Below are 18,846 nucleotides of genomic sequence, written 5' to 3'. Positions count from 1 at the left end.
TCCAACTAAGCAGAAATATGCTGTTTCAATTTCCCCCTGCTGTTCAAGCTGCGATGGCTGCTGGCAAGTACGTGCAAGTCTTTACATCAGCAGGAGTGCCGATAGGCATGGTTAGAGACGCCGTTACCGGACAGTTCGCTGCTCACGCCGTTGGTGTTGTCGTTCACAATAGCCCTTTATCCCCGCTAGTCGCAGCTTCCCAACTCATCCTTGGTGGGACACAGATGGTTCAAACTCATATGGGGTTTCAAGGAGTTAACAGAAGAGTTGAAGGCGTTAGTCAACAAGTTGAGGGAGTTAGCCAGCAAGTTGCAGGGGTTAGTCAACAAGTTGCAGGGGTTAGTCAACAAGTTGCAGGGGTTAGTCAACAAGTTGCAGGTATCAATGCTGGCTTACAATCGCTCCAAGCAAGTGTAGGAATCCTGCAAGCAACCACAGCAGTGATTGGTGTTGGTGTTGTAGCGGGTGTGGCACTGTCAGCGGTAAACCTCCGTCAAACTATGAAGCTGAGGGAAGATGTAAAGCAACTGAAGCTTGAAGTTAAAAACGGCTTTATTGACCTGAAAAAAGTATTGAAAGACCAAGGAAGCGAAATTATCCTACGGATTGACCAAGTTGCCCAAGACGTGAAATTTGAGCAGCATCGTTTAGTCTTAATTCAGTCTTACGGGAAATTCTTAGAAGCGACTAAGCTGATGAAAATCGCTATGTCATGCGAAGACGTGAGTATTAGGAATGCTGACTTAGCTAATGCAAGGCAGATGTTAGCAGAAGCATTAGCTGACTATAACAACCCTCGCCTACTATCAGAAACTTCTGCGGCTGGACAACTCCGCAGGATCGAATGTGGCTGGGCAATTGACCAGACGATCGCCCTATCTTATCAATTGCAAAATGAGTCAGCGGCAGTAAGCGATCGCCTTTCCCATCTCCAAGACAAAATCCGTCAAGATTCCCTTAATGTAATTGAGCGCTGTGAAACCGAAGATGAGCTTGATTTCCTCTTCCCCGAACTCACCCGAATTCACGACCACGATTTAGCTGTACTAGAGTCTTGGCAAAATCATGTAGATTGGATGCGATCGCTTCCTGCATCCGAACTAAAACTGCTCCAAAGTGCCGACTTCAGTAACTCAGAAATCCCAGTTAATTCAGACATCAACACCGATACAATAGCTGATTCAGCACCACCAGAACAGTTACTCTACGAGAATTTAAAGCAAAAATCTCATCCTTCATCACTGCTCGATCAGTTGCAATTTATGATGAAGCCTGAACTACGCCGAGAGTCTGAATCTTATATTACTCAGCAAGCTGCGATCGCAGGTTATAAAACATTAGTTCCAGCAAACTTACAAAAAGCCTCCGACTTAGCTGTTGCTAATCTCTACTGGTATTTCAAAGTTAGAGATGAATCAGAAGTAGAAGTTGCGTAAACAACAGGGAAAGAGTACTCGCTCACCCCTTAACAAGTAGCTACCGTACCTTCCGGGAACATCAGTAGTAGGAAAATCCTTCTAGAATACTGAAACGATACTGACTCCACACCAGAATGCAACGTACAGTAGCGAAGCTCATCCCCTTTGCCCTCCTCCTACTCAGTTTTCTGACAGCAACCACCTTACATTCACTGCATCATCCTGATTTTGCTGCCTTAGCCACCACACCGCAGCCAACCTCAACAGCAAAGTCTTGGGAAAATGCTCAATTGGTGCAGACTTTAAGACCCCTTGGCGCACCAACACCAGAACCCTGCACTGGTTTTTCAATTACATCTGAGGCATTTAGTCCCGATAGCCAAATGCTTGCCGTTGGGGTTCACAGCTATGTCCAGAGTGTGTGTGGTGGCGGTAGTAGCAATCTGAGCTTATGGAACCTGCAAACAGGAAAACAAATCAAGACCCTTGTTCAAGGGGGTGCAGGCGAGGCATTGCTGGCGATTGAGGAGCATCGCAATCAAGAACCCGACGATCCGAATGCTCTAGTGGGTGACATTGCTCATCAGGTTGCCTTTACTCCCGATGGGAAGATTTTAGCAGCAGCGATGTCCGATAAAACCATCAAGCTCTGGAACGGGAAAACGGGTGAACTACTTCGCACACTCACAGGACATAATTATGCCGTTCATGCGATCGCAATTAGCTCAGATGGTCAGACCTTAATCAGTGGTAGTTCTGACAAAACAATTAAACTGTGGAACCTGAAAACCGGACAACTCATCCGCACCCTCAGAGACTCCCAGCCAGTTTATCGGTTGCTCCTCAGTTCTGATGGCGAAAGCCTTGTGAGTGTCACCTCACCAAATAGTCTCTCGTATGGCTTGGGCGACACAACCGTTACCCTCTGGAACCTAAAAACGGGGAAAGTTGTCCGCAGCCTTTCAGATTTCGCAGATGCCTCTGCATCACCTGTGCTGAGTCCAGATGGACAGATTCTCGTTACTGGCAGCAATGACAACAGCATTAAGTTGTGGAATACACGTACAGGGGTACGGATACGTTCCTTGATGAGCCATTCCGCTACAGTTACCCGCCTTGCCATTACTCCAGATGGTCAGTTCCTAGCGAGTAGCAGTAGTAATGACGGCACCGTCAAACTTTGGAACTTCAAAACGGGTCAAATCATCCGCACTATCCCCGACCTTAAATTCATTAATAGCCTTGCTTTCAGTTCAGATGGACGGACGCTAGCTATGCATGATGGCAGTAGGGGACTTCAGGTATGGAATTGGCGATTGCCACAAAAAATCCGCACAATTGAGGTTAATTCTAATTTCTCCTTTACTCCAGATGGACAGAGCTTGATTGCGGGACATAACTACGCCATCGAGGTTTGGCGCTAGCAATATCTAGTGCAAGAAGGCAGAAGTCAGGAGGCAGATGGCAGAAGGGAAGAAAGTTTGTACGGTGCTTCAATCCAGAATCTCTGTGATTTTGGCTTTAACTTGACCCTCACCAAGCTGTATTTGTATTTCTTGTCCAGGAACTAGATTAGTGGCTAAACGAGCGATAGTTCCGTTTTCCCTGCGTACCACCGCATAGCCTCGTTTCAGAACATTCTCAGGGTCAAGCGTTGCTAGTTTCTGCCGTAGAAATTCGCAATGTTGGCTAGCTTGACGTAGACGGCGTGATGTTGCCTGCATCAATTGCTGACGTTGCTTAGCGATCGCTTTTTGTTCATCCCGCAGTTGTCGTTCAAGAGGTAAACGTTCTAACCGCTCTTGTAGACGTTGCAGGTGATGATTCGATGTATTTAAAACTTGAGTCACAGCGTTCTCAAGAGCACGTTGTCGTTGTTGGTGTTCAGCAGAGAGCGTCGCCAGTTCTGGAACTGCCAGTTCTGCCGCAGCAGTAGGAGTATGAGCATAAGCATCAGCCACTAAGTCAGCCAAAGATTCATCACGTTGATGACCAATCCCTGTCAGTACAGGAATTGAACATTCTGCGATCGCTCTTACCACTCGCTCATCATTAAAGCAAGCCAAATCCTCAGAAGCTCCTCCTCCGCGTGACAAAATCAGTAATTGCGCTCTCCCATCTCGCTCAACCCGCTCAATCGCGGCAATGATAGAGGCAGGTGCTAGTTCACCCTGTACCTGAGCGGGTGATAACAAGACTTGCAAACCAGGATAGCGACGCTTAAGAGTGCGTTGAATATCTCCCCAAGCCGCTGCTTGAGGTGACGTGACAACACCAATAATCTGAGGATGAGTTGGAAGCGATCGCTTTCGTTCTTCATCAAATAGCCCTTCTGCCTCCAACCGATTCCGTAGCTGCCGATATCGCAACGCTTGCAACCCTTCACCCGCAGGCAACGCTTGCCAAACACTAAGTTGATATTGTCCCCGTTGCGGATAAACCCGAAGACTACCCAAAACAATCACTTGCTCTCCTGAGACTGGCAACTGCACTAATTTGCTTAGCTGAGAAGTCCATACCACGCACTGAATAGAAGCTTTTGAGTCTGGGTCTTGGAGTGTGAAAAACAGTCCGCTTCGGTGCCGATTCGCACTAGAAACTTCACCAGTTACCCAAACCTGTCGGAGTTGCTCATCCTGCTCTAACAACTCCTGAATATAGTCTGTTAACCCCGCGACAGACAGAGTGACCTCAGGAACCAGTGAATTGGAAAAAGAGAATGTCATTTTTTTTACAAGCCAACCTAGTGAAAATACGCAATTAACAGATTAAACACTCACCCTAAGCCATCATCTCGATGTCACCTGAATAAAGTGTCTGCTATCATTAGCAATTCTTAGAATTACATCGTCGAAAGTGCAGAAGGCACAAGCTTTCGCTGCGCTTGTTCAGCTATGAGTACGGCTGGGTAGAATCACAAAAAAATAATATATCTACACAGTTACCAAAGCCCTGACTTTGGCAACATTTCTCTGGCTGTATGCCTTTGTTCAAAAGAATTTCAGCATTTTACTTCAGGATGGCGTTGCCTTCAATAATCCTGGGCTGAGCGTTAAAATAGAAAAAATTGACCTGGTAATTCCCAACACATCCTATCCCCACTTCTTGAGGCATTAATGGCTACCCAAATCACAAATAGTCCCGATAAGGAAAAAGCTCTAAACCTGGTGCTGAACCAGATTGAGCGCAGCTTCGGTAAAGGCTCGATCATGCGCTTGGGAGATGCCACCCGGATGAAGGTGGAAACCATCTCCAGTGGGGCAATTACATTGGATTTAGCCTTGGGTGGTGGCTTGCCAAAAGGGCGAGTCATTGAGATTTATGGTCCAGAAAGTTCTGGTAAAACAACGCTTGCCTTGCACGCGGTGGCAGAAGTGCAAAAATCCGGAGGTGTTGCGGCTTTCGTTGACGCGGAACACGCCCTTGACCCTACCTATTCAGCCGCTTTGGGGGTTGATATTGAAAACCTGTTAGTTTCCCAGCCGGATAATGGTGAGGCAGCGCTGGAAATTGTCGATCAGTTGGTACGCTCTTCCGCTGTTGATATTGTTGTTATTGACTCGGTAGCTGCCTTGGTGCCTCGTGCAGAAATTGAAGGCGAAATGGGCGACAACCAAGTAGGCTTACAGGCGCGTTTGATGAGTAAAGCGCTGCGTAAAGTCGCTGGAAACATTGGAAAATCTGGCTGCACGGTCATTTTCCTCAACCAACTACGCCAAAAAATTGGTGTCACCTACGGCAGTCCAGAAGTCACAACTGGCGGTAATGCCCTTAAGTTCTATGCTTCGGTTCGTCTGGATATTCGTCGGATTCAAACCCTGAAGAAGGGGAGCGAAGGCGAGTACGGCATCCGTGCCAAAGTCAAGGTGGCAAAGAATAAAGTCGCGCCTCCTTTCCGAATTGCTGAGTTTGACATTATCTTTGGTAGCGGCATTTCTCGCTTGGGATGCTTAGTTGACTTGGCAGAACAAACAGGTGTAATCAACCGCAAGGGAGCGTGGTACAGCTACAACGGCGACAATATTGGTCAAGGTCGTGACAATACCATTAAGTACATGGAAGAGCGTCCTGAATTTGCTGAGAATGTTGATCGCCAGGTGCGTGAGCAATTAGATATGGGCGCTGTCGTTCAAGCTAACTCCGTCACGCCTGTGGAAATTGAAGAGGAAGAACTGTACGAGGAAATCTAATTGTGGTAGGTGAGAAGTTAGGGAGAAGGCAATCCCCTTTTCCCTTTCATCTTCCCTAGTTATGCTCAATTACCCTTTGAATGTGGCGGCTATAAAAGCGGTCTAAAATATCTGACTGCTGAGCAGGGCTTAACTGAGGAATTGAAACCTCCAGCACTGAGCCTATGAGGTTAGATTCCTCTTGTAAAAAGTGTGATGTCTCCTCTTTACGTTCTATCTGTTCATTCATTGGTGATTTCCGGACTTCAGATAGCAAAGCTGGTACTTCTTCCGTAAGGGTTGCGAGTTTCGCCAAGATATCAGGCGGAGTTTCGTCTAACCTTTGAGTGTCGTTGCACAGGAAAAAGGAAAAGGTGAGGTTACTGAGCCGAATGCGATCGCCATCTCTGAGCAAACGACGACCCTGCAAAGGTTCCCCATTTACAAAAGAGCCATTCATACTACCGAGATCAACAAGGTAAAAACCCTGGTTTTGAATGTACTGAATCGCTGCATGATGCCGAGACAGACGGCGATCGGGAATAGGGATGGACAGTTGGCGATCACGACCAATTGTCCATATTCCTTGCGATTGAAGTAAAGTTTGGGTTCTCCCATTGGCTAGGTTGCTGACAATATAGGCGCTTTGACCTTGAATAACGCCAGTCACACAGCGAGTAGCAATACTAGCGAAGGTTTTGTAGTTGGTTTTTTCTAGCTGGAGAATCTCATCTAGTAAGCCCCGATGATGCTCATAGAGCTTGAGAAAGACCTGGTATAGACCTAGTCGCTGTTCGATTTCCATAGCTTCGGATGAACTCGACAGAGGTAAGTATCTGTAGAGCAATAAATTGGCAAGAATGAAAAGGTTAATTAGTCGCTTGCCAAGGAGACAGGGAGTACTATCAGTAAGTTAAGTAATATGACTGACTCTTACACCCAGTGACCAGAGACCAAAATACTAAAAACTTCTTTCATAAATTTACCCGCATCTTTACTGGAACTACTCCCCCCTAAGGTTTACGTTCCGCTCGTTTTTCCAGGCGAAATAGCCAAACCATCAAGGCGACTACACCAACTTGCAGAGCTAAGTTAGGAAGGGCTGTAGCAACTTCGTGACCAGCCGCTAACTGAGCGAGGAAGACGACAGCACCAATAAAGCCAGAGCTTGCGAAAGTAAAATAGATGAATTTCCTTAAACCCCGGTAGGGAGCTTTTGTTTCAGCTTTCAATCTTGCAAACTGTTCTGGGTTAAGCTGTCCTGGGTTAACTTTGGAATTAGCCTTACGCTTTTTTGAAATCGAGTTTGCCATTTGGTTGGGTTGTGCGTATGTGCCTCAATCTTGACATGACGACGAAAATCTGACCGTGGCTCAAGTCGTTCTTGAGTTAAAAAGTCTCACAGTAAGTGGATGTAGATTTGAATATACTCCATAAAGCTTGCTATATTAGTCTACTGGTGCCGGTGTAGCTCAGTGGTAGAGCATTCGATTCGTAATCGAACGGTCGGCGGTTCAAATCCGCCCATCGGCTTTAGCTATCGTATGGTGACTAATTGCTGTCACTGCCTTAAGCGCTCAATTCTCTCTATTCAAAAATAGGTTGCAAATCTAATACAAATCCAGGTAAAACCTCTTCACCCGATAACGTCGCAGGAGACTGTAACACTTCAACCGCTTGGTTAGGTCGATAAATTTCTACTTGCCGAGTTCTAGGATTAATCAACCACCCTAAACGTAGCCCATTATCAACGTACTCCTGCATTTTTGTCCGGGTTTCTTCCACATCATCCGTTTCCGAAACCAGTTCTACAGCAAAATCAGGACATAAAGGCAAAAATTTCTTCCGTTGGGCAGCCGTTAACGCATCCCATCGCTCCATTCTGATCCATGCTACATCTGGAGAACGAGTCGCCCCCTGAGGTAATCGAAAACCTGTAGAAGAATCAAACGCTTTACCAAGACGAGTTTGGCGGTTCCAATACCAAAGCTGACCGTCTAACTCAAAATTGCGCTCGCCTGTTTCTCCACCTGTAGGCGGCATAATGATTAATTCCCCTTTAGCGGTCAATTCCAAGCGCAGTTCGCGATTCGCCGCCGCCAATTGTTCAAACTGCTCGTCAGTCAGTTTGAGGACTGGGGGTAATTGTAGGGTTAAGGCACTCATATTAATTGGATGGACATAGTTGAACGCTAGATTTCGTACCGTTCTCATGCAAGGAGGATGTCAACTGTTCCCACACTCCCAAGGTTTCACTCCTCAAAAATAGTTAAAACTAATTGATGAGGATAAACGGTTTCTACCCCAATTGTCTCTATAAACAACCCAGGTTCATCTTGAGTAGCTGGCACAAAATCTTCCTGCTCATCGTACTTAACCCAATTGCCAAATAATTCAACAATGTAGGATAACTGTACAACTGCATCTAAATTTTTCAAAAGCCCGTGATGAGGATTGAACTCACGACCTCACCCTTACCAAGGGTGTGCTCTACCACTGAGCTACACGGGCGATTAGAGTGTTTGAATACAGAACTAAGCTCAAAGAAGAATCAGTTCATCACTCAAAGCAAAGAAGTATTTGTGGTGGGCCGAGCTGGATTTGAACCAGCGTAGGCGTAGCCAGCGGATTTACAGTCCGCCCCCATTAACCACTCGGGCATCGACCCATTTGTCCCACAAACATAAATGTTAGCACAACTAACCACAAAACTCTATATTTTTTTTTGACAGCGTTGATACCAACTACTTTGAACGCTGGATTGAGTTAGCTTGCAGTGTAAGCGGACTGAAGTGCCCACCACACAAGGAATCCAATACTACCCAAAACTAGCACTGCCGAAATAGCGATCGCAATGGGAGTATCGGCTCCCTTAAACTTCATGATTCCACGGTTTAAGTCTGACATATTGCTTTAACTCCTCTATTAGTGAAAGCGAGGCAACTACTCAAATATCTCCTTGTCTAGGTTAGCGATCAAAGAAGGCTATTCCATAATTCAAAGGGTTGATTTAACAAAGAGAAATTGGTATCAGATAAAAGCGCAAGCATTATCCAAAGAGGGTTCCTTTAGCTAAGGAGAGCATCGGTGAAACTCTTGCTGCTAATTTTGGCAGTGATAATCGGATTGTTGCTGTTTCTCGAAACCAGCTTACGATGGCTGCTGGGCTTCGGCAATCCACCTATTTACATCACTGATGAGAAAATTGGCTACCTACTAGCACCGAATCAACGCACACGGCGATTTGGCAATCGCATTGCAATTAATGAGTTTTCGATGCGGAGTGCAACTATCAGCATGATGCGACCCGCCTCAACACTGCGGGTGTTGCTGCTGGGAGATTCTGTCGCTAATGGGGCATGGTGGACAGACCAAAACCAGATAATTTCAGCGCTCATTGCTACTCAACTCAAGACTTTGGTCTGTAGCGCATCTTCCGGAAACCCGAAGGCAAAAAGCTTGTTTGAGCAGGTAGAAGTCCTTAATGCTTCTGCCAATTCTTGGGGACCACGTAATGAGTTAGCGTATTTACAACGCTTTGGGATATTCAATGCTCAAGTGGTAGTGTTGCTTATTAATACAGATGACTTATTTGCAACAGCACCGACTTCTATTCCAGTAGGACGCGATCGCAACTACCCAAACCACAAACCTCCTACTGCTTTAGCAGAAGTGTTTAACCGCTATGTGTTGAAACCTCCCTCGATACCGGAGATGAATGCAGTAAATGCAGAACCCGGTGACCGTGTAAGTTTCAACTTAGAAGCGATTCGACAAATTCAAACCTTAACCAACGCCAATGGTGCTGAGTTGGTACTAGCAATGACACCACTGTTGCGGGAAATTGGCAACCCAGGCTCACGCGACTATGAGCTAAAAGCGCGTATACGCCTCACTGAGCTAATAAAAGACCTAGAAATGACCTATTTAGATTTTCTGCCCGTTTTCAATCGCATGGAAGTGCCACAGACGTTATACCGTGACCATATTCACCTGAGTCCCAAAGGAAATCAGGTTGTTAGTGAAATAATAGGGCGATCGCTTTCACCATTACTAGAAGCAATAGCCCTACTGCCTACAACTGAAACAATGACAAGCGACTGACTATTTAGCTCCTCAAATAGAAACCGTTACAACTGTCGAATTGATCTCACGAGATTCCCTATTTAGGGATTGCCAAACTTGCCCATCCAGAGCCATCTGCTCAATTAAACTAGCTAGACGTAGCGCCTTAAGTGCCTGTTCGCCACCGACAGAAGGTTGATTACCACCTCGAACACAATTGACAAAATGTTCTAATTCGGCATGGAGTGGTTCAATATTACTGGTATGAACCTTCTCGATTAATCCATCCTGCCGATACAGTACCTGACCATAATCTGTCATACAATTGGCTGTCGTTTGGCGATGAATCAGAATCTCGTTGTTGAGAAAATCTGCCTCAGTTAGCGAATTCTTGCAATGTGCGGCAATGCGACGGATTTTACGGTGTGTCACCTTACTGGCTGTTAGAGTAGCGACAATGCCGTTGGCGAAGCCCAAACTCGCAGTCACATAATCTAAATACCCAGAATCAGAAGCACGACTACCACTCGCTGTTAGTCGAACTACAGGAGTAGCTGCCAGTTCCAACAGTAAGTCAATGTCATGAATCATTAAATCCAGGACAACGGACACATCATTTGCACGGTTGGAGTAGGGACTCAGGCGGTGAGCTTCTAAAGCCAGCAATTCTTCTGTCTTGAGAACTTTACTGAGTTCTTGAAAAGCTGGATTAAAGCGTTCGATATGACCGACTTGGAGAATGCATTGATATTGGGCGGCTGCATTTACCAACGATTCTGCCTCCGCAATACTGGCAGCGATCGGTTTTTCAATCAAGACATGAATTCCTGCTTGTAGACAAGTCATCCCGACTGCGTGATGCAGTTTCGTCGGTACGGCAATACAAACAGCATCAACATAGGGAAAAAGGTCGTGATAATCTTCAAAGAACCGAACACGGTACTTGCTTGCTGTATCCAAACCCCGCTCAACATTAATATCTGCCACACCCACCAATTCCACGTCTTTTAGAAGACTCAAAACGCGGGTATGATGCTGCCCCATATTACCAACGCCGATCACACCAATTCTGATTGGTTGAGGCATATTGCGCTGCACATGGGTATCTGGATGTCTTTGGCACATTCTATCTTGCACTCTTATCTGCTCCTCCACCACGGGAACTAAGTCGATTTACTTACTCTCTCGCCGCCTTAAACCATCCAGATAGTACCACAGCACCTCTAAATGTGAAGAATTCCAAAGTTTTGCTCAGCTCCCTTTGATTAAGGAAGTCTAGAGAGCGGTCAGGCTGTTTTTATTGTGATTTTATTAGTTTTAGAATTATTGCGGAATGTGTCAGTTTTTAGGTTGTCCATTACTTTATGGATTATTAGTCATTCGTCACCATAGCGGTTCTCGATTGAGCTAAGTACAGTCAAAAGTTTGAAGGTTGTAGGCTGTAAAGTTAATCGCTTATGTATGAGGAATTTTTATTTTGAAAGCAGTTATTTTGTTGTCTGGAGGCTTGGACTCTTCTACCGTTTTATATCAAGCTGCATCAGAAGGGTATGAGTGTTATGTTATTTCCTTCGATTATCAGCAACGGCACCGACGAGAGTTAGCAGCAGCAAAAGCGATCGCACGTTGTGCTGGTGTTCAGGAACATCAAGTCGTAAGCTTTGACCTACGGCAGTGGGGTGGTTCGGCACTGACGGATGAGGCTATTGATATACCAGAGCATCGCTCCCTCGATCAGATGTCTCAAAACATTCCAATTACCTATGTTCCAGCACGGAACACAATTTTTTTGAGCTTCGGCTTGTCTTATGCAGAAGCAACAGGCGCACAGCGTGTTTATGTAGGAGTCAACGCTTTGGATTATTCTGGCTATCCAGATTGCCGTCCTGACTATATCCCTCTTCTGTCACTCTCCGAAAACTTTTGCCATTGCTGAAGTCTAGAACTAACCTATGGTAGGCGATCGCAGACTTTTTCCTTCATAGAAATTGATCCGAGTAGGGAAATTGCCAAAATTAGATGGGCAAACGCTGTATTCCCTAATACACCTCCTTTGTAGAAAATATTAATAATAGGAAAAACCGGAGAGTGACAGAAGAGGGATATCCAGGCAATGCAGACAGTTTTTAATTTAGGAACAAAACAGGGACGTGAGGGAAAAGAAATTGCGATCGCCACACCTCTGATTAACCTTAAGAAAACTGCAATTATTGAGCTAGGCAACCGACTTGGTGTTCCTTGGGAAGAAACTTGGTCTTGCTATACAGGTGGCGACGAGGCGTGTGGTGTCTGTGACTCTTGCCAGTTGAGGCTTGCTGCTTTTGCTGAATCGGGACTGAAAGACCCAGTTCCCTATGCACTCAGGGATGAAGCAATAAGAGAGTAATTAACCTCAAGTTGCCTCAAATGTATCGCCTCCCGACTCTCTACCTATCGCCTACATTCCCCTCAAAATCTTGGTCTGAGTCCTGATCTTTAGAGGAAAGGTTCTTACTATTACTCCTCCCGTCGTTAATTGGAGCATCTTTCTTAGTCATGACTTCTGTGACATCAGACACAGAAATATTTTGCGATTGACTACCAACTTCTTGGCGGTGGATACGAATTTGGTGCAGGCGCGGACCTTCAGCAGAAACGACCGTTAGCTCAAGATTGTCATAATGCAGGGTTTCACCTTGCACGGGAATTTTCTGATATTGGTAGAGTAGGAAGCCGCCTAACGTTTGATATTCATCAATTAAGGGCAAGCGTAAATCTAAGAGTTTGTTGACTTCTTCCAAATCCATCTGGGCTTGCACTAGGAAGGTGTATTGGTCAAGGATTTGTACCGTTGACTCTTGTTTACTTTCTGGTTCAGGGTTATCGCCGATAATTTCAGCAATCAAATCCTTAAGCGTGACTAACCCAACTGTGCCGCCGAATTCATCCACCACCATAACCATTACTAAATGCGATCGCTGCATTAGTGGCAAGAGTTCACTCAGGGGCATAATTTCGGGTACAAATCGAGCCGGACGAATCCACGACTCAATCGGTGTCTCTGGTGTTAGCTGCCCTTGGGATAGTGGTTCAGCGAGTTCTTTGAAGTAGATAATGCCACGAATGTCATCCAGGGATTCGCCGGTGACAGGATAGCGAGAATGACCTGTATTCGCAATTTCCTCTAATAAGGTCTGGAAAGGGGCATTGCTCGGAATGGCGGTAATGCTGGTGCGAGGAACCATGACTTCTGCTGCCAAAACCTCGCCAAACTCGAAGACATTATTGAGGAGTTCTCGTTCTTCGGCATCTAGTCCACTAGACTCGCGTTCGGTGGTAATGATTAGCTGTAACTCTTCTGGTGTTACTTGGTTATACCAGCCTTGACCTGTGTATTGAACTCCAACCAGTCGCAGTAACCAACGAGTCGATTGGTTGAGAATCCAGATAAACGGTTTGAAGAAACGTGCGATCACAAGGCTAAAAGGACCCAGAAACCGCGCTAACTGTTCTGAGTAAATCAGCGCAACCGATTTAGGGCAGAGTTCACCTAAAACAATTTGTAGATAGGCAATCAGGAAAAAGGCGATCGGGATTGACAAAGAGTGGGCAATAACCTGCTTAACATCTCTTGGTAGTGGCAGTTGTGCAATTACTGCCGCCACCAGGGTTGCCATCGTACTCTCACCAATCCAACCAAGCGCCAAACTTGAGAGGGTAATTCCTAACTGAGTCGTAGAAAGTAGTCGGTCGATGTTCCGTTGTAGGGCTTGGACAGTTTTCGCCTGGACATCACCTGCATCTACCAACTGGCTAATACGCGATCGCCGCACCGAAACCATCGAAAATTCAGCCGTGACAAAAAAAGCATTGATTGCAATCAATAGTATGACTGATAACAATCGCAGCAGAATGTCCCGACTGGTAAGGTTGACAGAAACACCCACTGTTAGGAAAACCATCAGGTCAGCAACCATAAGAAAGGTAAAAGTTAAAAGGCGGCATAAAACAATTGTTACTTGTTACTTTTACCTTGCCCCTGATGGTCTACCTCGCTACAGGAATCTCTGACATTTTTAACTGGAGTTTTTGGTCAGGGTAATCTGTCAGGGTTAGTGAAAGGTTCTTGGCATCCTCAATTAACGCTGACGGGATACTCACTGTGCCAGAAAATGCCTCTCCATTGGCAGGTACTTCCCCTGGTAAACCCTCTGTAATCGCACTGAGCGCACGACCCTGGTCATCTGTAACGTTCAGAAAACTGTAAAGAAACCGTACTGCATCAGACCCTTCATTCTTCAAGCTAACATTCAGCAATAAAGAACCTCCCTGCTGAGTAGCAGAATTTACCTCCAGTGTCACCCCTCGATCCTGAGATTTAATCGGTAACTTTAGATCAGAATTGGTACTGGTAAATGATGCCTGAGTCGTCAAGGATTCAGGCGAAGGCTTATCCTGAGCTTCCTTAGTCTCAGTGTTCTTCGCTTGCTCATCCTCCTTATCGGTTGGCTTAGAGCTTTCGCCCTTGTTTTTGATGTACTCCTTAACGTTGAGTAAGATATCCTCTTCGCGCAAAATTGCTACCCCTTCTTTGCCAGAAGCAGCATTCTGGTTGTCCGCCAGTTTTTTGGTTGGTCGAACGTCAGGCTGGGTAACGCCTTTAAGAGCTTCATGACCAACCGTAAATCCCCACACGGCGCTCACAAATCCAGCACCTAACATCATTGCCAGCAAAATTAAGGTAAGCGCTACAGTTGAGTTTAGTTTCATCAGTGATTTAATTTACTTCAATTTGCCGCACAACTTGACTGTAGGCTATACCTGTTTTACAGCTCACAGCCATTTGACACAAGAACCATTAGTTAGCATGACTTGATGCCGCAACAAACAAGCCGTCGCTGCTTTAGATGTCTGTTCTAGCATTTATTCCAAAAAAGTCAACTCTCTTGAGTTGGATTTCCTTAAGAATGAGAAGGCAACCTTTAAAAATTGCTGCATCTGGAAGCTAGTCAATCACTGTGTTCTAACAGGCTCAATCTCTTTAAAGAGACAGGCATGTTACTTAATTTTATGACTTGATGAAGGCTTTCCCGAAACTAGGCATTGTCATTAGCTGCTTTCTGTTACCCGACTCAGCTTACAATAGTAAGTGAACAGTAACCAGGGTTGGCCGAGCGGTTGAGGCAGCGAACTCATAATTCGCCCAAGGCAGGTTCAACTCCTGCACCCTGGATTAGAAGCTCGCCCCTTTCATAACCATTACAACCGAGTTACTGAGGTGGCAGTGTTTCTAAGAAAAATTCACTCCCCTCCACCGGGCTGCCGAAACGACCAGGAGTTATAGGCAGTACTAGAACGCTAGTATTGTATGGATTCGGTAGATCAGGAGTACGAAGCACGGGACCAGTAGCACCCTGCTGATAAATTGCAGAGGTATAAATAGTGTTGATGAGTGCGGCATCTCGCTCAATTTCAATCTCTGGAAAAGCCGCGTTCCCTGGTAGTCCAGGACCAATAAGGAAATCAATTTGACGCCCGGTTGAACGGTTAGTGTAAAAGTCTCCAGAATCGTTGAAAAAAGCGCGATTAAAAGTCTCTGGAATTGTCTCGATACGAATCGGCTGAAATCGTGCTGTGTTAGTTTGTGCTGTGGCAGCAGAAGCCAATACACTGGAAGCAGCAGCAACAAATAAGGCACTGAGCAACTTTTTCAACGGTACTTGCATAATTACTCACCCACACTTTTTCTCAATACTATCTGATATTTGAGTTAAGTATAGTATTGGCTAAATTTTCGGCGTTTGCTGATTCTTAAATTTTATTTGCTGTAACTTAATGATTGACAAAATTTACCAAATCCTCTACCTAGACCTCTCAACTGATTTAACCTCCCTGCGCCAGTTATTACTGGATTTGTTTTGCGAACTAGCTTACAAAGAAGGTGATTTTGTTCTCTCTTCAGGGCAACGCAGTTCTTATTACATTAATGGCAAGCAGGTAACACTCCATCCTCAAGGAGCATTAGCTGTTGGGCGTTTGCTCTTATCCCTATTGCCGAGTGATACCAATGCGGTTGCTGGCTTGACTTTAGGAGCAGACCCAATTGTAAGTGCGGTTAGTGTTATTTCTGCATTAGAAAACCGACCAATCCCTGCGCTCATTGTTCGTAAAGAGTCGAAAGGGCATGGCACGATGGCATATATTGAAGGACCAACTCTACCAGAGGGAGCGCAGGTGGTGGTTTTGGAAGATGTCGTCACCACAGGGCAGTCGGCAATGAAAGCTGTAGAGCGTCTTAGAAATGCTGGTTATAAAGTAGAGGAGGTGATTGCGCTGGTAGACCGACAGCAAGGAGGAGTTGAGTTTTACCAGGCAGCAGGCTTGAAGTTTCAAGCTGTGTTTTCGATTGCAGACATTCAGGAGCGCTGGAGACAGATATCAGCTTAAAGCCACGGCTTTTGGTTGAAAAAAGTTAGGTTGAAAAAGTTGAGTCGTCTCAAGGCTAGTTAGCCTATCAAGCTTAGGGGAATTGTACGACTCTAAGGACTTCTAGGTAACTCACCCATCTGCCGCAAGTGTGATTCACTAAAGAATCTTAGGCAAGATGATGTGAATTTTTTGCCTAGAAGTCCTAGGGAGTTTTAGCTCTGACCGACGGCTTCTTTAGCGAGAAATTTCTCTAGTTCTGTCAAAGCATCGGCATCAACTTTGGTCTGCATGGGGCAGAATTTTGGACCGCACATTGAGCAGAATTCAGCGGTTTTGTAGATATCGGCTGGCAAAGTTTCGTCGTGATATTCCCGTGCGCGATCGGGGTCGAGGGAGAGTTCAAACTGGCGGTTCCAGTCGAAATTGTAGCGGGCGCGAGAGAGTTCGTCATCGCGATCGCGTGCCCCCGGACGCTGCCGTGCAATATCTGCTGCATGAGCGGCAATTTTGTAGGCAATCAAGCCATTTCGCACGTCTTCTGCATCAGGTAAACCTAAGTGTTCCTTCGGTGTCACATAGCAGAGCATTGCCGTACCGTACCACCCAGCCATTGCTGCACCAATTGCAGAGGTGATGTGGTCATAACCAGGGGCAATATCCGTTACCAGTGGCCCTAGCACATAGAAGGGTGCTTCCGAACACTCTTCCATCTGCTTTTTGACATTAAACTCAATCTGATCCATCGGCACATGACCTGGGCCTTCTACCATCACCTGTACGTCATGTTCCCAGGCGCGACGAGTCAATTGTCCAAGAGTTTTCAGTTCCGCTAGTTGAGCGGCATCAGAAGCATCATGGGTACAACCAGGACGCAGTGAATCTCCCAAACTGAAGGAGACATCGTATTTTTTGAAGATTTCGATGATGTCTTGGAAGTGGGTGTAGAGCGGGTTCTGCTTGTGGTGATGCAGCATCCACCGGGCTAGGATACCGCCACCGCGAGAGACAATTCCCGTGAGGCGGTTTTTCACCAAGGGCAAATGCTCAATCAAAATCCCCGCATGGATGGTTTGATAATCTACCCCCTGCTTGGCGTGTTTCTCAATTACATGGAGAAAGTCATCGGGGGTGAGCTTTTCAATCGTACCGTGGACACTTTCTAGGGCTTGGTACACTGGCACTGTCCCAATTGGCACAGGTGAGGCATTGATGATTGCTGTGCGAATCTCATCCAAGTTGCCGCCGCCGGTGGACAAGTCCATGACGGTATCAGCACCGTACTTCACCGCGAGTTTCAGCTTATCGACCTCTTCATCCAGATTGGAAGAGTTGGGGGAGGCTCCGATATTGGCATTCACCTTACATTTTGAGGCAATACCAATGCACATTGGTTCTAGGTTCGTGTGATTGATATTGGCAGGGATAATCATTCGTCCCCGTGCCACTTCCTCTCGAATCAGCTCAGGTGGCAGGTTTTCCCGCTGAGCAACGTAGTGCATTTCTTCTGTAATCACACCCTGACGAGCATAGTGCATCTGAGACACATTGCTCTCGCCGCTTCGCTTGGCGATCCATTCAGTCCGCATATAGTGTTCCTCTAAAAACAGCTTCCCTCCGCTGGTATTACCCAGTCTCAGGTTCTAAGGGACTATCTCAGCCTGGTTATTCAGGCACCCCTAGCTATGGTTGAGGATTGTATCACTTGGGTTTAGGCGGGTTTTGAGCAAGTATGCAAATCTTAATAGGCAGATGTGAACTCTTACGCTGTTAGGAGTTGGTGCGTAGCTGATAGAACATCACAACAACAGTGTAGTCATCCCGATTACAGCACACTTCAAAACGGCGATCGGGATAAAGTGACTTCAAGCGACTTTCCCACATCTGTTTTAACGCTTGTCCCAGAGGGAAAAATCGCTGCTGTTTGATTTTTTCCACTGCTGGAAGTTGAGAAGCTGATCTGTATTTAAAGATAGTTGTTCACTATACATAATCTCTACGGTATCTCATCTGCTGTAGCTGGTCGAACTATTCTTTCAGCTTGTACAAAAATATTTCCTGCTGGTTTGTGATATCGCTCTAAGATATATCCAAGCTAAGAACTCATGCCGACAACGAAGTTTGCCGAGACAACTTCCTTAAGAAAAGCTGTTTGTTGTAGAGTGCTAGATTGCTCCAGTGCAAGGCTTCTACAAAGAAGATAATCAGACAGAAGCCTTCTCCACAAGCCGCGTCCGGGTAATCCAGCGAAGTTACTCGCAAGGTTCCAGCCCCTTCGGGGCAGCAAGCTACGAATAATTCTTTTAATTCCTCAAGTTGACTTTCAATTTCTTGAAGACCACTGCACAATGATTCTATTTCTATCCATTTACCTACTTCTTCTGAGAAAAGGCGCTCAAGAAACAGGCTATTACTCTCAAATTCAACCAGGTCAGCCGTAAGACATGAAAGTTTGTCTTCTAGCTCCATCTCTAGATTTTCTTCCAGATTCATTTCTTCTAAAGTCATTTGAATATCTCCTGGAATATTTCAAACTCATTAACTGTAACGGAAAGTTAAATTGTGGAATCTGGATAGTGGGGAACCGTTCAAGACATTCTCTCAACATACAGAAAACGTTTTTTCTGTAGCCTTCACCCCTGATGATCAGTTTCTCGCCAGTAGCAGTAGTGATATCCCTCTTCTGTCACTCTCCGAGAATTAGAATGAAGAAATAAATACTGTAAACCTCGTGCATTGTAGGTAGGGCAATGGATGTAGAGTTACAAATCCTGAAACATTTGGCAAGA

At 45.7% G+C, this 18,846-nt stretch carries 20 protein-coding genes, 4 tRNA genes, 1 pseudogene and 1 riboswitch; of the genes and pseudogenes, 10 read left to right on the top strand and 15 right to left on the bottom strand.

Features of this window, described 5'->3' with window-relative positions:
* The first annotated feature begins 17 nt into the window (after positions 1-17).
* Together H6F98_RS15980 and H6F98_RS15975 are read left to right on the top strand one after the other, a co-directional pair.
* Complete coding sequence (locus H6F98_RS15980) at positions 18-1,436, top strand: hypothetical protein (RefSeq protein ID WP_192219692.1); 1,419 nt, start codon at positions 18-20, stop codon at positions 1,434-1,436.
* Between the two features lie 116 nt (positions 1,437-1,552).
* On the top strand, positions 1,553-2,842 hold the full coding sequence (locus H6F98_RS15975; RefSeq protein WP_192219691.1) for a WD40 repeat domain-containing protein: 1,290 nt from the start codon (positions 1,553-1,555) through the stop codon (positions 2,840-2,842).
* A gap of 69 nt (positions 2,843-2,911) precedes the next feature.
* On the opposite strand, the gene xseA is transcribed toward H6F98_RS15975, so the two are convergent.
* On the bottom strand, positions 2,912-4,144 hold the full coding sequence (gene xseA / locus H6F98_RS15970; protein WP_192219690.1) for an exodeoxyribonuclease VII large subunit: 1,233 nt from the start codon (positions 4,142-4,144) through the stop codon (positions 2,912-2,914).
* A 390-nt stretch (positions 4,145-4,534) separates the two neighbouring features.
* Between xseA and recA the strand changes: the two genes are divergently transcribed.
* Positions 4,535-5,608: a recombinase RecA gene (recA, locus tag H6F98_RS15965; protein WP_192219689.1), complete on the top strand. Its 1,074-nt coding sequence runs from the start codon at positions 4,535-4,537 to the stop codon at positions 5,606-5,608.
* A gap of 55 nt (positions 5,609-5,663) precedes the next feature.
* On the opposite strand, the gene H6F98_RS15960 is transcribed toward recA, so the two are convergent.
* Both H6F98_RS15960 and H6F98_RS15955 read right to left on the bottom strand, forming a co-directional pair.
* Positions 5,664-6,392: an FHA domain-containing protein gene (locus tag H6F98_RS15960; RefSeq protein ID WP_192219688.1), complete on the bottom strand. Its 729-nt coding sequence runs from the start codon at positions 6,390-6,392 to the stop codon at positions 5,664-5,666.
* A 208-nt stretch (positions 6,393-6,600) separates the two neighbouring features.
* The gene (locus H6F98_RS15955; RefSeq protein ID WP_192219687.1) at positions 6,601-6,900 is read right to left on the bottom strand and encodes a DUF3493 domain-containing protein; all 300 of its coding nucleotides are present in this window, start codon (positions 6,898-6,900) and stop codon (positions 6,601-6,603) included.
* A 148-nt stretch (positions 6,901-7,048) separates the two neighbouring features.
* Here H6F98_RS15955 and H6F98_RS15950 point away from each other — a divergent pair.
* A tRNA-Thr gene (locus H6F98_RS15950) sits at positions 7,049-7,120 on the top strand.
* A 54-nt stretch (positions 7,121-7,174) separates the two neighbouring features.
* Here H6F98_RS15950 and H6F98_RS15945 read toward each other — a convergent pair.
* From H6F98_RS15945 to H6F98_RS15925, 5 genes are all read right to left on the bottom strand, one after another.
* A complete protein-coding gene (locus H6F98_RS15945; RefSeq protein ID WP_192219686.1) occupies positions 7,175-7,753 on the bottom strand; it encodes a Uma2 family endonuclease in 579 nt (192 codons plus the stop codon).
* An 86-nt stretch (positions 7,754-7,839) separates the two neighbouring features.
* Entirely contained in the window at positions 7,840-8,025 is a 186-nt protein-coding gene (locus H6F98_RS15940; RefSeq protein ID WP_199348568.1) for a hypothetical protein, read from the bottom strand.
* A gap of 1 nt (position 8,026) precedes the next feature.
* Positions 8,027-8,098: transfer RNA gene (locus H6F98_RS15935), tRNA-Thr, on the bottom strand.
* Between the two features lie 72 nt (positions 8,099-8,170).
* Positions 8,171-8,255, bottom strand: a tRNA-Tyr gene (locus H6F98_RS15930).
* 98 nt (positions 8,256-8,353) lie between these two features.
* Positions 8,354-8,494 carry a hypothetical protein gene (locus tag H6F98_RS15925; protein WP_192219685.1) on the bottom strand — a complete coding sequence of 47 codons (141 nt, stop codon included), beginning with the start codon at positions 8,492-8,494 and terminating at the stop codon, positions 8,354-8,356.
* Positions 8,495-8,674: 180 nt separating this feature from the next.
* On the opposite strand from H6F98_RS15925, the gene H6F98_RS15920 reads away from it, so the two are divergent.
* Positions 8,675-9,691, top strand: a complete 1,017-nt coding sequence (locus tag H6F98_RS15920; protein ID WP_192219684.1) for a GDSL-type esterase/lipase family protein — start codon at positions 8,675-8,677, stop codon at positions 9,689-9,691.
* 12 nt (positions 9,692-9,703) lie between these two features.
* Here the strand turns inward: H6F98_RS15920 and H6F98_RS15915 are convergent, their stop codons facing one another.
* On the bottom strand, positions 9,704-10,777 hold the full coding sequence (locus tag H6F98_RS15915) for a Gfo/Idh/MocA family protein (protein WP_192219706.1): 1,074 nt from the start codon (positions 10,775-10,777) through the stop codon (positions 9,704-9,706).
* A 352-nt stretch (positions 10,778-11,129) separates the two neighbouring features.
* Between H6F98_RS15915 and queC the strand changes: the two are divergent.
* Both queC and H6F98_RS15905 read left to right on the top strand, forming a co-directional pair.
* Positions 11,130-11,549: pseudogene (queC, locus tag H6F98_RS15910) on the top strand (7-cyano-7-deazaguanine synthase QueC); the annotation flags it as partial.
* A 216-nt stretch (positions 11,550-11,765) separates the two neighbouring features.
* Complete coding sequence (locus H6F98_RS15905) at positions 11,766-12,038, top strand: 7-cyano-7-deazaguanine synthase (RefSeq protein WP_396812120.1); 273 nt, start codon at positions 11,766-11,768, stop codon at positions 12,036-12,038.
* A 40-nt stretch (positions 12,039-12,078) separates the two neighbouring features.
* On the opposite strand, the gene H6F98_RS15900 is transcribed toward H6F98_RS15905, so the two are convergent.
* Complete coding sequence (locus H6F98_RS15900) at positions 12,079-13,608, bottom strand: hemolysin family protein (protein ID WP_192219683.1); 1,530 nt, start codon at positions 13,606-13,608, stop codon at positions 12,079-12,081.
* 70 nt (positions 13,609-13,678) lie between these two features.
* Positions 13,679-14,401, bottom strand: coding sequence for a hypothetical protein (locus tag H6F98_RS15895; RefSeq protein WP_192219682.1), 723 nt, complete (start codon positions 14,399-14,401; stop codon positions 13,679-13,681).
* A gap of 390 nt (positions 14,402-14,791) precedes the next feature.
* On the opposite strand from H6F98_RS15895, the gene H6F98_RS15890 reads away from it, so the two are divergent.
* Positions 14,792-14,864: transfer RNA gene (locus tag H6F98_RS15890), tRNA-Ile, on the top strand.
* A gap of 37 nt (positions 14,865-14,901) precedes the next feature.
* On the opposite strand, the gene H6F98_RS15885 is transcribed toward H6F98_RS15890, so the two are convergent.
* Entirely contained in the window at positions 14,902-15,357 is a 456-nt protein-coding gene (locus H6F98_RS15885; protein ID WP_192219681.1) for a hypothetical protein, read from the bottom strand.
* Positions 15,358-15,466: 109 nt separating this feature from the next.
* Between H6F98_RS15885 and pyrE the strand changes: the two genes are divergently transcribed.
* Positions 15,467-16,078 carry an orotate phosphoribosyltransferase gene (gene pyrE, locus H6F98_RS15880; RefSeq protein ID WP_192219680.1) on the top strand — a complete coding sequence of 204 codons (612 nt, stop codon included), beginning with the start codon at positions 15,467-15,469 and terminating at the stop codon, positions 16,076-16,078.
* Between the two features lie 194 nt (positions 16,079-16,272).
* On the opposite strand, the gene thiC is transcribed toward pyrE, so the two are convergent.
* The 3 genes from thiC to H6F98_RS15865 form a co-directional block, all read right to left on the bottom strand.
* Positions 16,273-17,646, bottom strand: a complete 1,374-nt coding sequence (thiC, locus tag H6F98_RS15875) for a phosphomethylpyrimidine synthase (protein ID WP_192219679.1) — start codon at positions 17,644-17,646, stop codon at positions 16,273-16,275.
* 6 nt (positions 17,647-17,652) lie between these two features.
* Positions 17,653-17,748: riboswitch (TPP riboswitch) on the bottom strand.
* Between the two features lie 79 nt (positions 17,749-17,827).
* Positions 17,828-17,995, bottom strand: a complete 168-nt coding sequence (locus H6F98_RS15870; protein WP_192219678.1) for a hypothetical protein — start codon at positions 17,993-17,995, stop codon at positions 17,828-17,830.
* Positions 17,996-18,160: 165 nt separating this feature from the next.
* On the bottom strand, positions 18,161-18,565 hold the full coding sequence (locus H6F98_RS15865) for a hypothetical protein (protein ID WP_192219677.1): 405 nt from the start codon (positions 18,563-18,565) through the stop codon (positions 18,161-18,163).
* A 52-nt stretch (positions 18,566-18,617) separates the two neighbouring features.
* Here H6F98_RS15865 and H6F98_RS34615 point away from each other — a divergent pair, with 52 nt between their 5' ends.
* Positions 18,618-18,761 carry a WD40 repeat domain-containing protein gene (locus H6F98_RS34615; RefSeq protein ID WP_396812114.1) on the top strand — a complete coding sequence of 48 codons (144 nt, stop codon included), beginning with the start codon at positions 18,618-18,620 and terminating at the stop codon, positions 18,759-18,761.
* Positions 18,762-18,846: the final 85 nt, after the last annotated feature.

This window comes from Microcoleus sp. FACHB-SPT15 (genome assembly GCF_014849525.1).
Classification (GTDB): Bacteria; Cyanobacteriota; Cyanobacteriia; order Cyanobacteriales; family Coleofasciculaceae; genus Symplocastrum; species Symplocastrum torsivum.
The sequence above is the reverse complement of the archived record's forward strand: the minus strand, read 5'-3'. Positions and strand labels throughout refer to the sequence as shown.

Bases quoted from the DNA above. Each gene is read 5' to 3' on its own strand.
- H6F98_RS15865 (WP_192219677.1), bottom strand. From the start codon at position 18,565: ATGACTTTAGAAGAAATGAATCTGGAAGAAAATCTAGAGATGGAGCTA.
- H6F98_RS15900 (WP_192219683.1), bottom strand. From the start codon at position 13,608: ATGGTTGCTGACCTGATGGTTTTCCTAACAGTGGGTGTTTCTGTCAAC.
- H6F98_RS15945 (WP_192219686.1), bottom strand. From the start codon at position 7,753: ATGAGTGCCTTAACCCTACAATTACCCCCAGTCCTCAAACTGACTGAC.
- H6F98_RS15955 (WP_192219687.1), bottom strand. From the start codon at position 6,900: ATGGCAAACTCGATTTCAAAAAAGCGTAAGGCTAATTCCAAAGTTAAC.
- H6F98_RS15980 (WP_192219692.1), top strand. From the start codon at position 18: ATGCTGTTTCAATTTCCCCCTGCTGTTCAAGCTGCGATGGCTGCTGGC.
- pyrE (WP_192219680.1), top strand. From the start codon at position 15,467: ATGATTGACAAAATTTACCAAATCCTCTACCTAGACCTCTCAACTGAT.
- thiC (WP_192219679.1), bottom strand. From the start codon at position 17,646: ATGCGGACTGAATGGATCGCCAAGCGAAGCGGCGAGAGCAATGTGTCT.
- H6F98_RS15960 (WP_192219688.1), bottom strand. From the start codon at position 6,392: ATGGAAATCGAACAGCGACTAGGTCTATACCAGGTCTTTCTCAAGCTC.
- H6F98_RS15905 (WP_396812120.1), top strand. From the start codon at position 11,766: ATGCAGACAGTTTTTAATTTAGGAACAAAACAGGGACGTGAGGGAAAA.
- H6F98_RS15915 (WP_192219706.1), bottom strand. From the start codon at position 10,777: ATGTGCCAAAGACATCCAGATACCCATGTGCAGCGCAATATGCCTCAA.
- H6F98_RS15895 (WP_192219682.1), bottom strand. From the start codon at position 14,401: ATGAAACTAAACTCAACTGTAGCGCTTACCTTAATTTTGCTGGCAATG.
- H6F98_RS15885 (WP_192219681.1), bottom strand. From the start codon at position 15,357: ATGCAAGTACCGTTGAAAAAGTTGCTCAGTGCCTTATTTGTTGCTGCT.
- xseA (WP_192219690.1), bottom strand. From the start codon at position 4,144: ATGACATTCTCTTTTTCCAATTCACTGGTTCCTGAGGTCACTCTGTCT.
- recA (WP_192219689.1), top strand. From the start codon at position 4,535: ATGGCTACCCAAATCACAAATAGTCCCGATAAGGAAAAAGCTCTAAAC.
- H6F98_RS15925 (WP_192219685.1), bottom strand. From the start codon at position 8,494: ATGTCAGACTTAAACCGTGGAATCATGAAGTTTAAGGGAGCCGATACT.
- H6F98_RS15975 (WP_192219691.1), top strand. From the start codon at position 1,553: ATGCAACGTACAGTAGCGAAGCTCATCCCCTTTGCCCTCCTCCTACTC.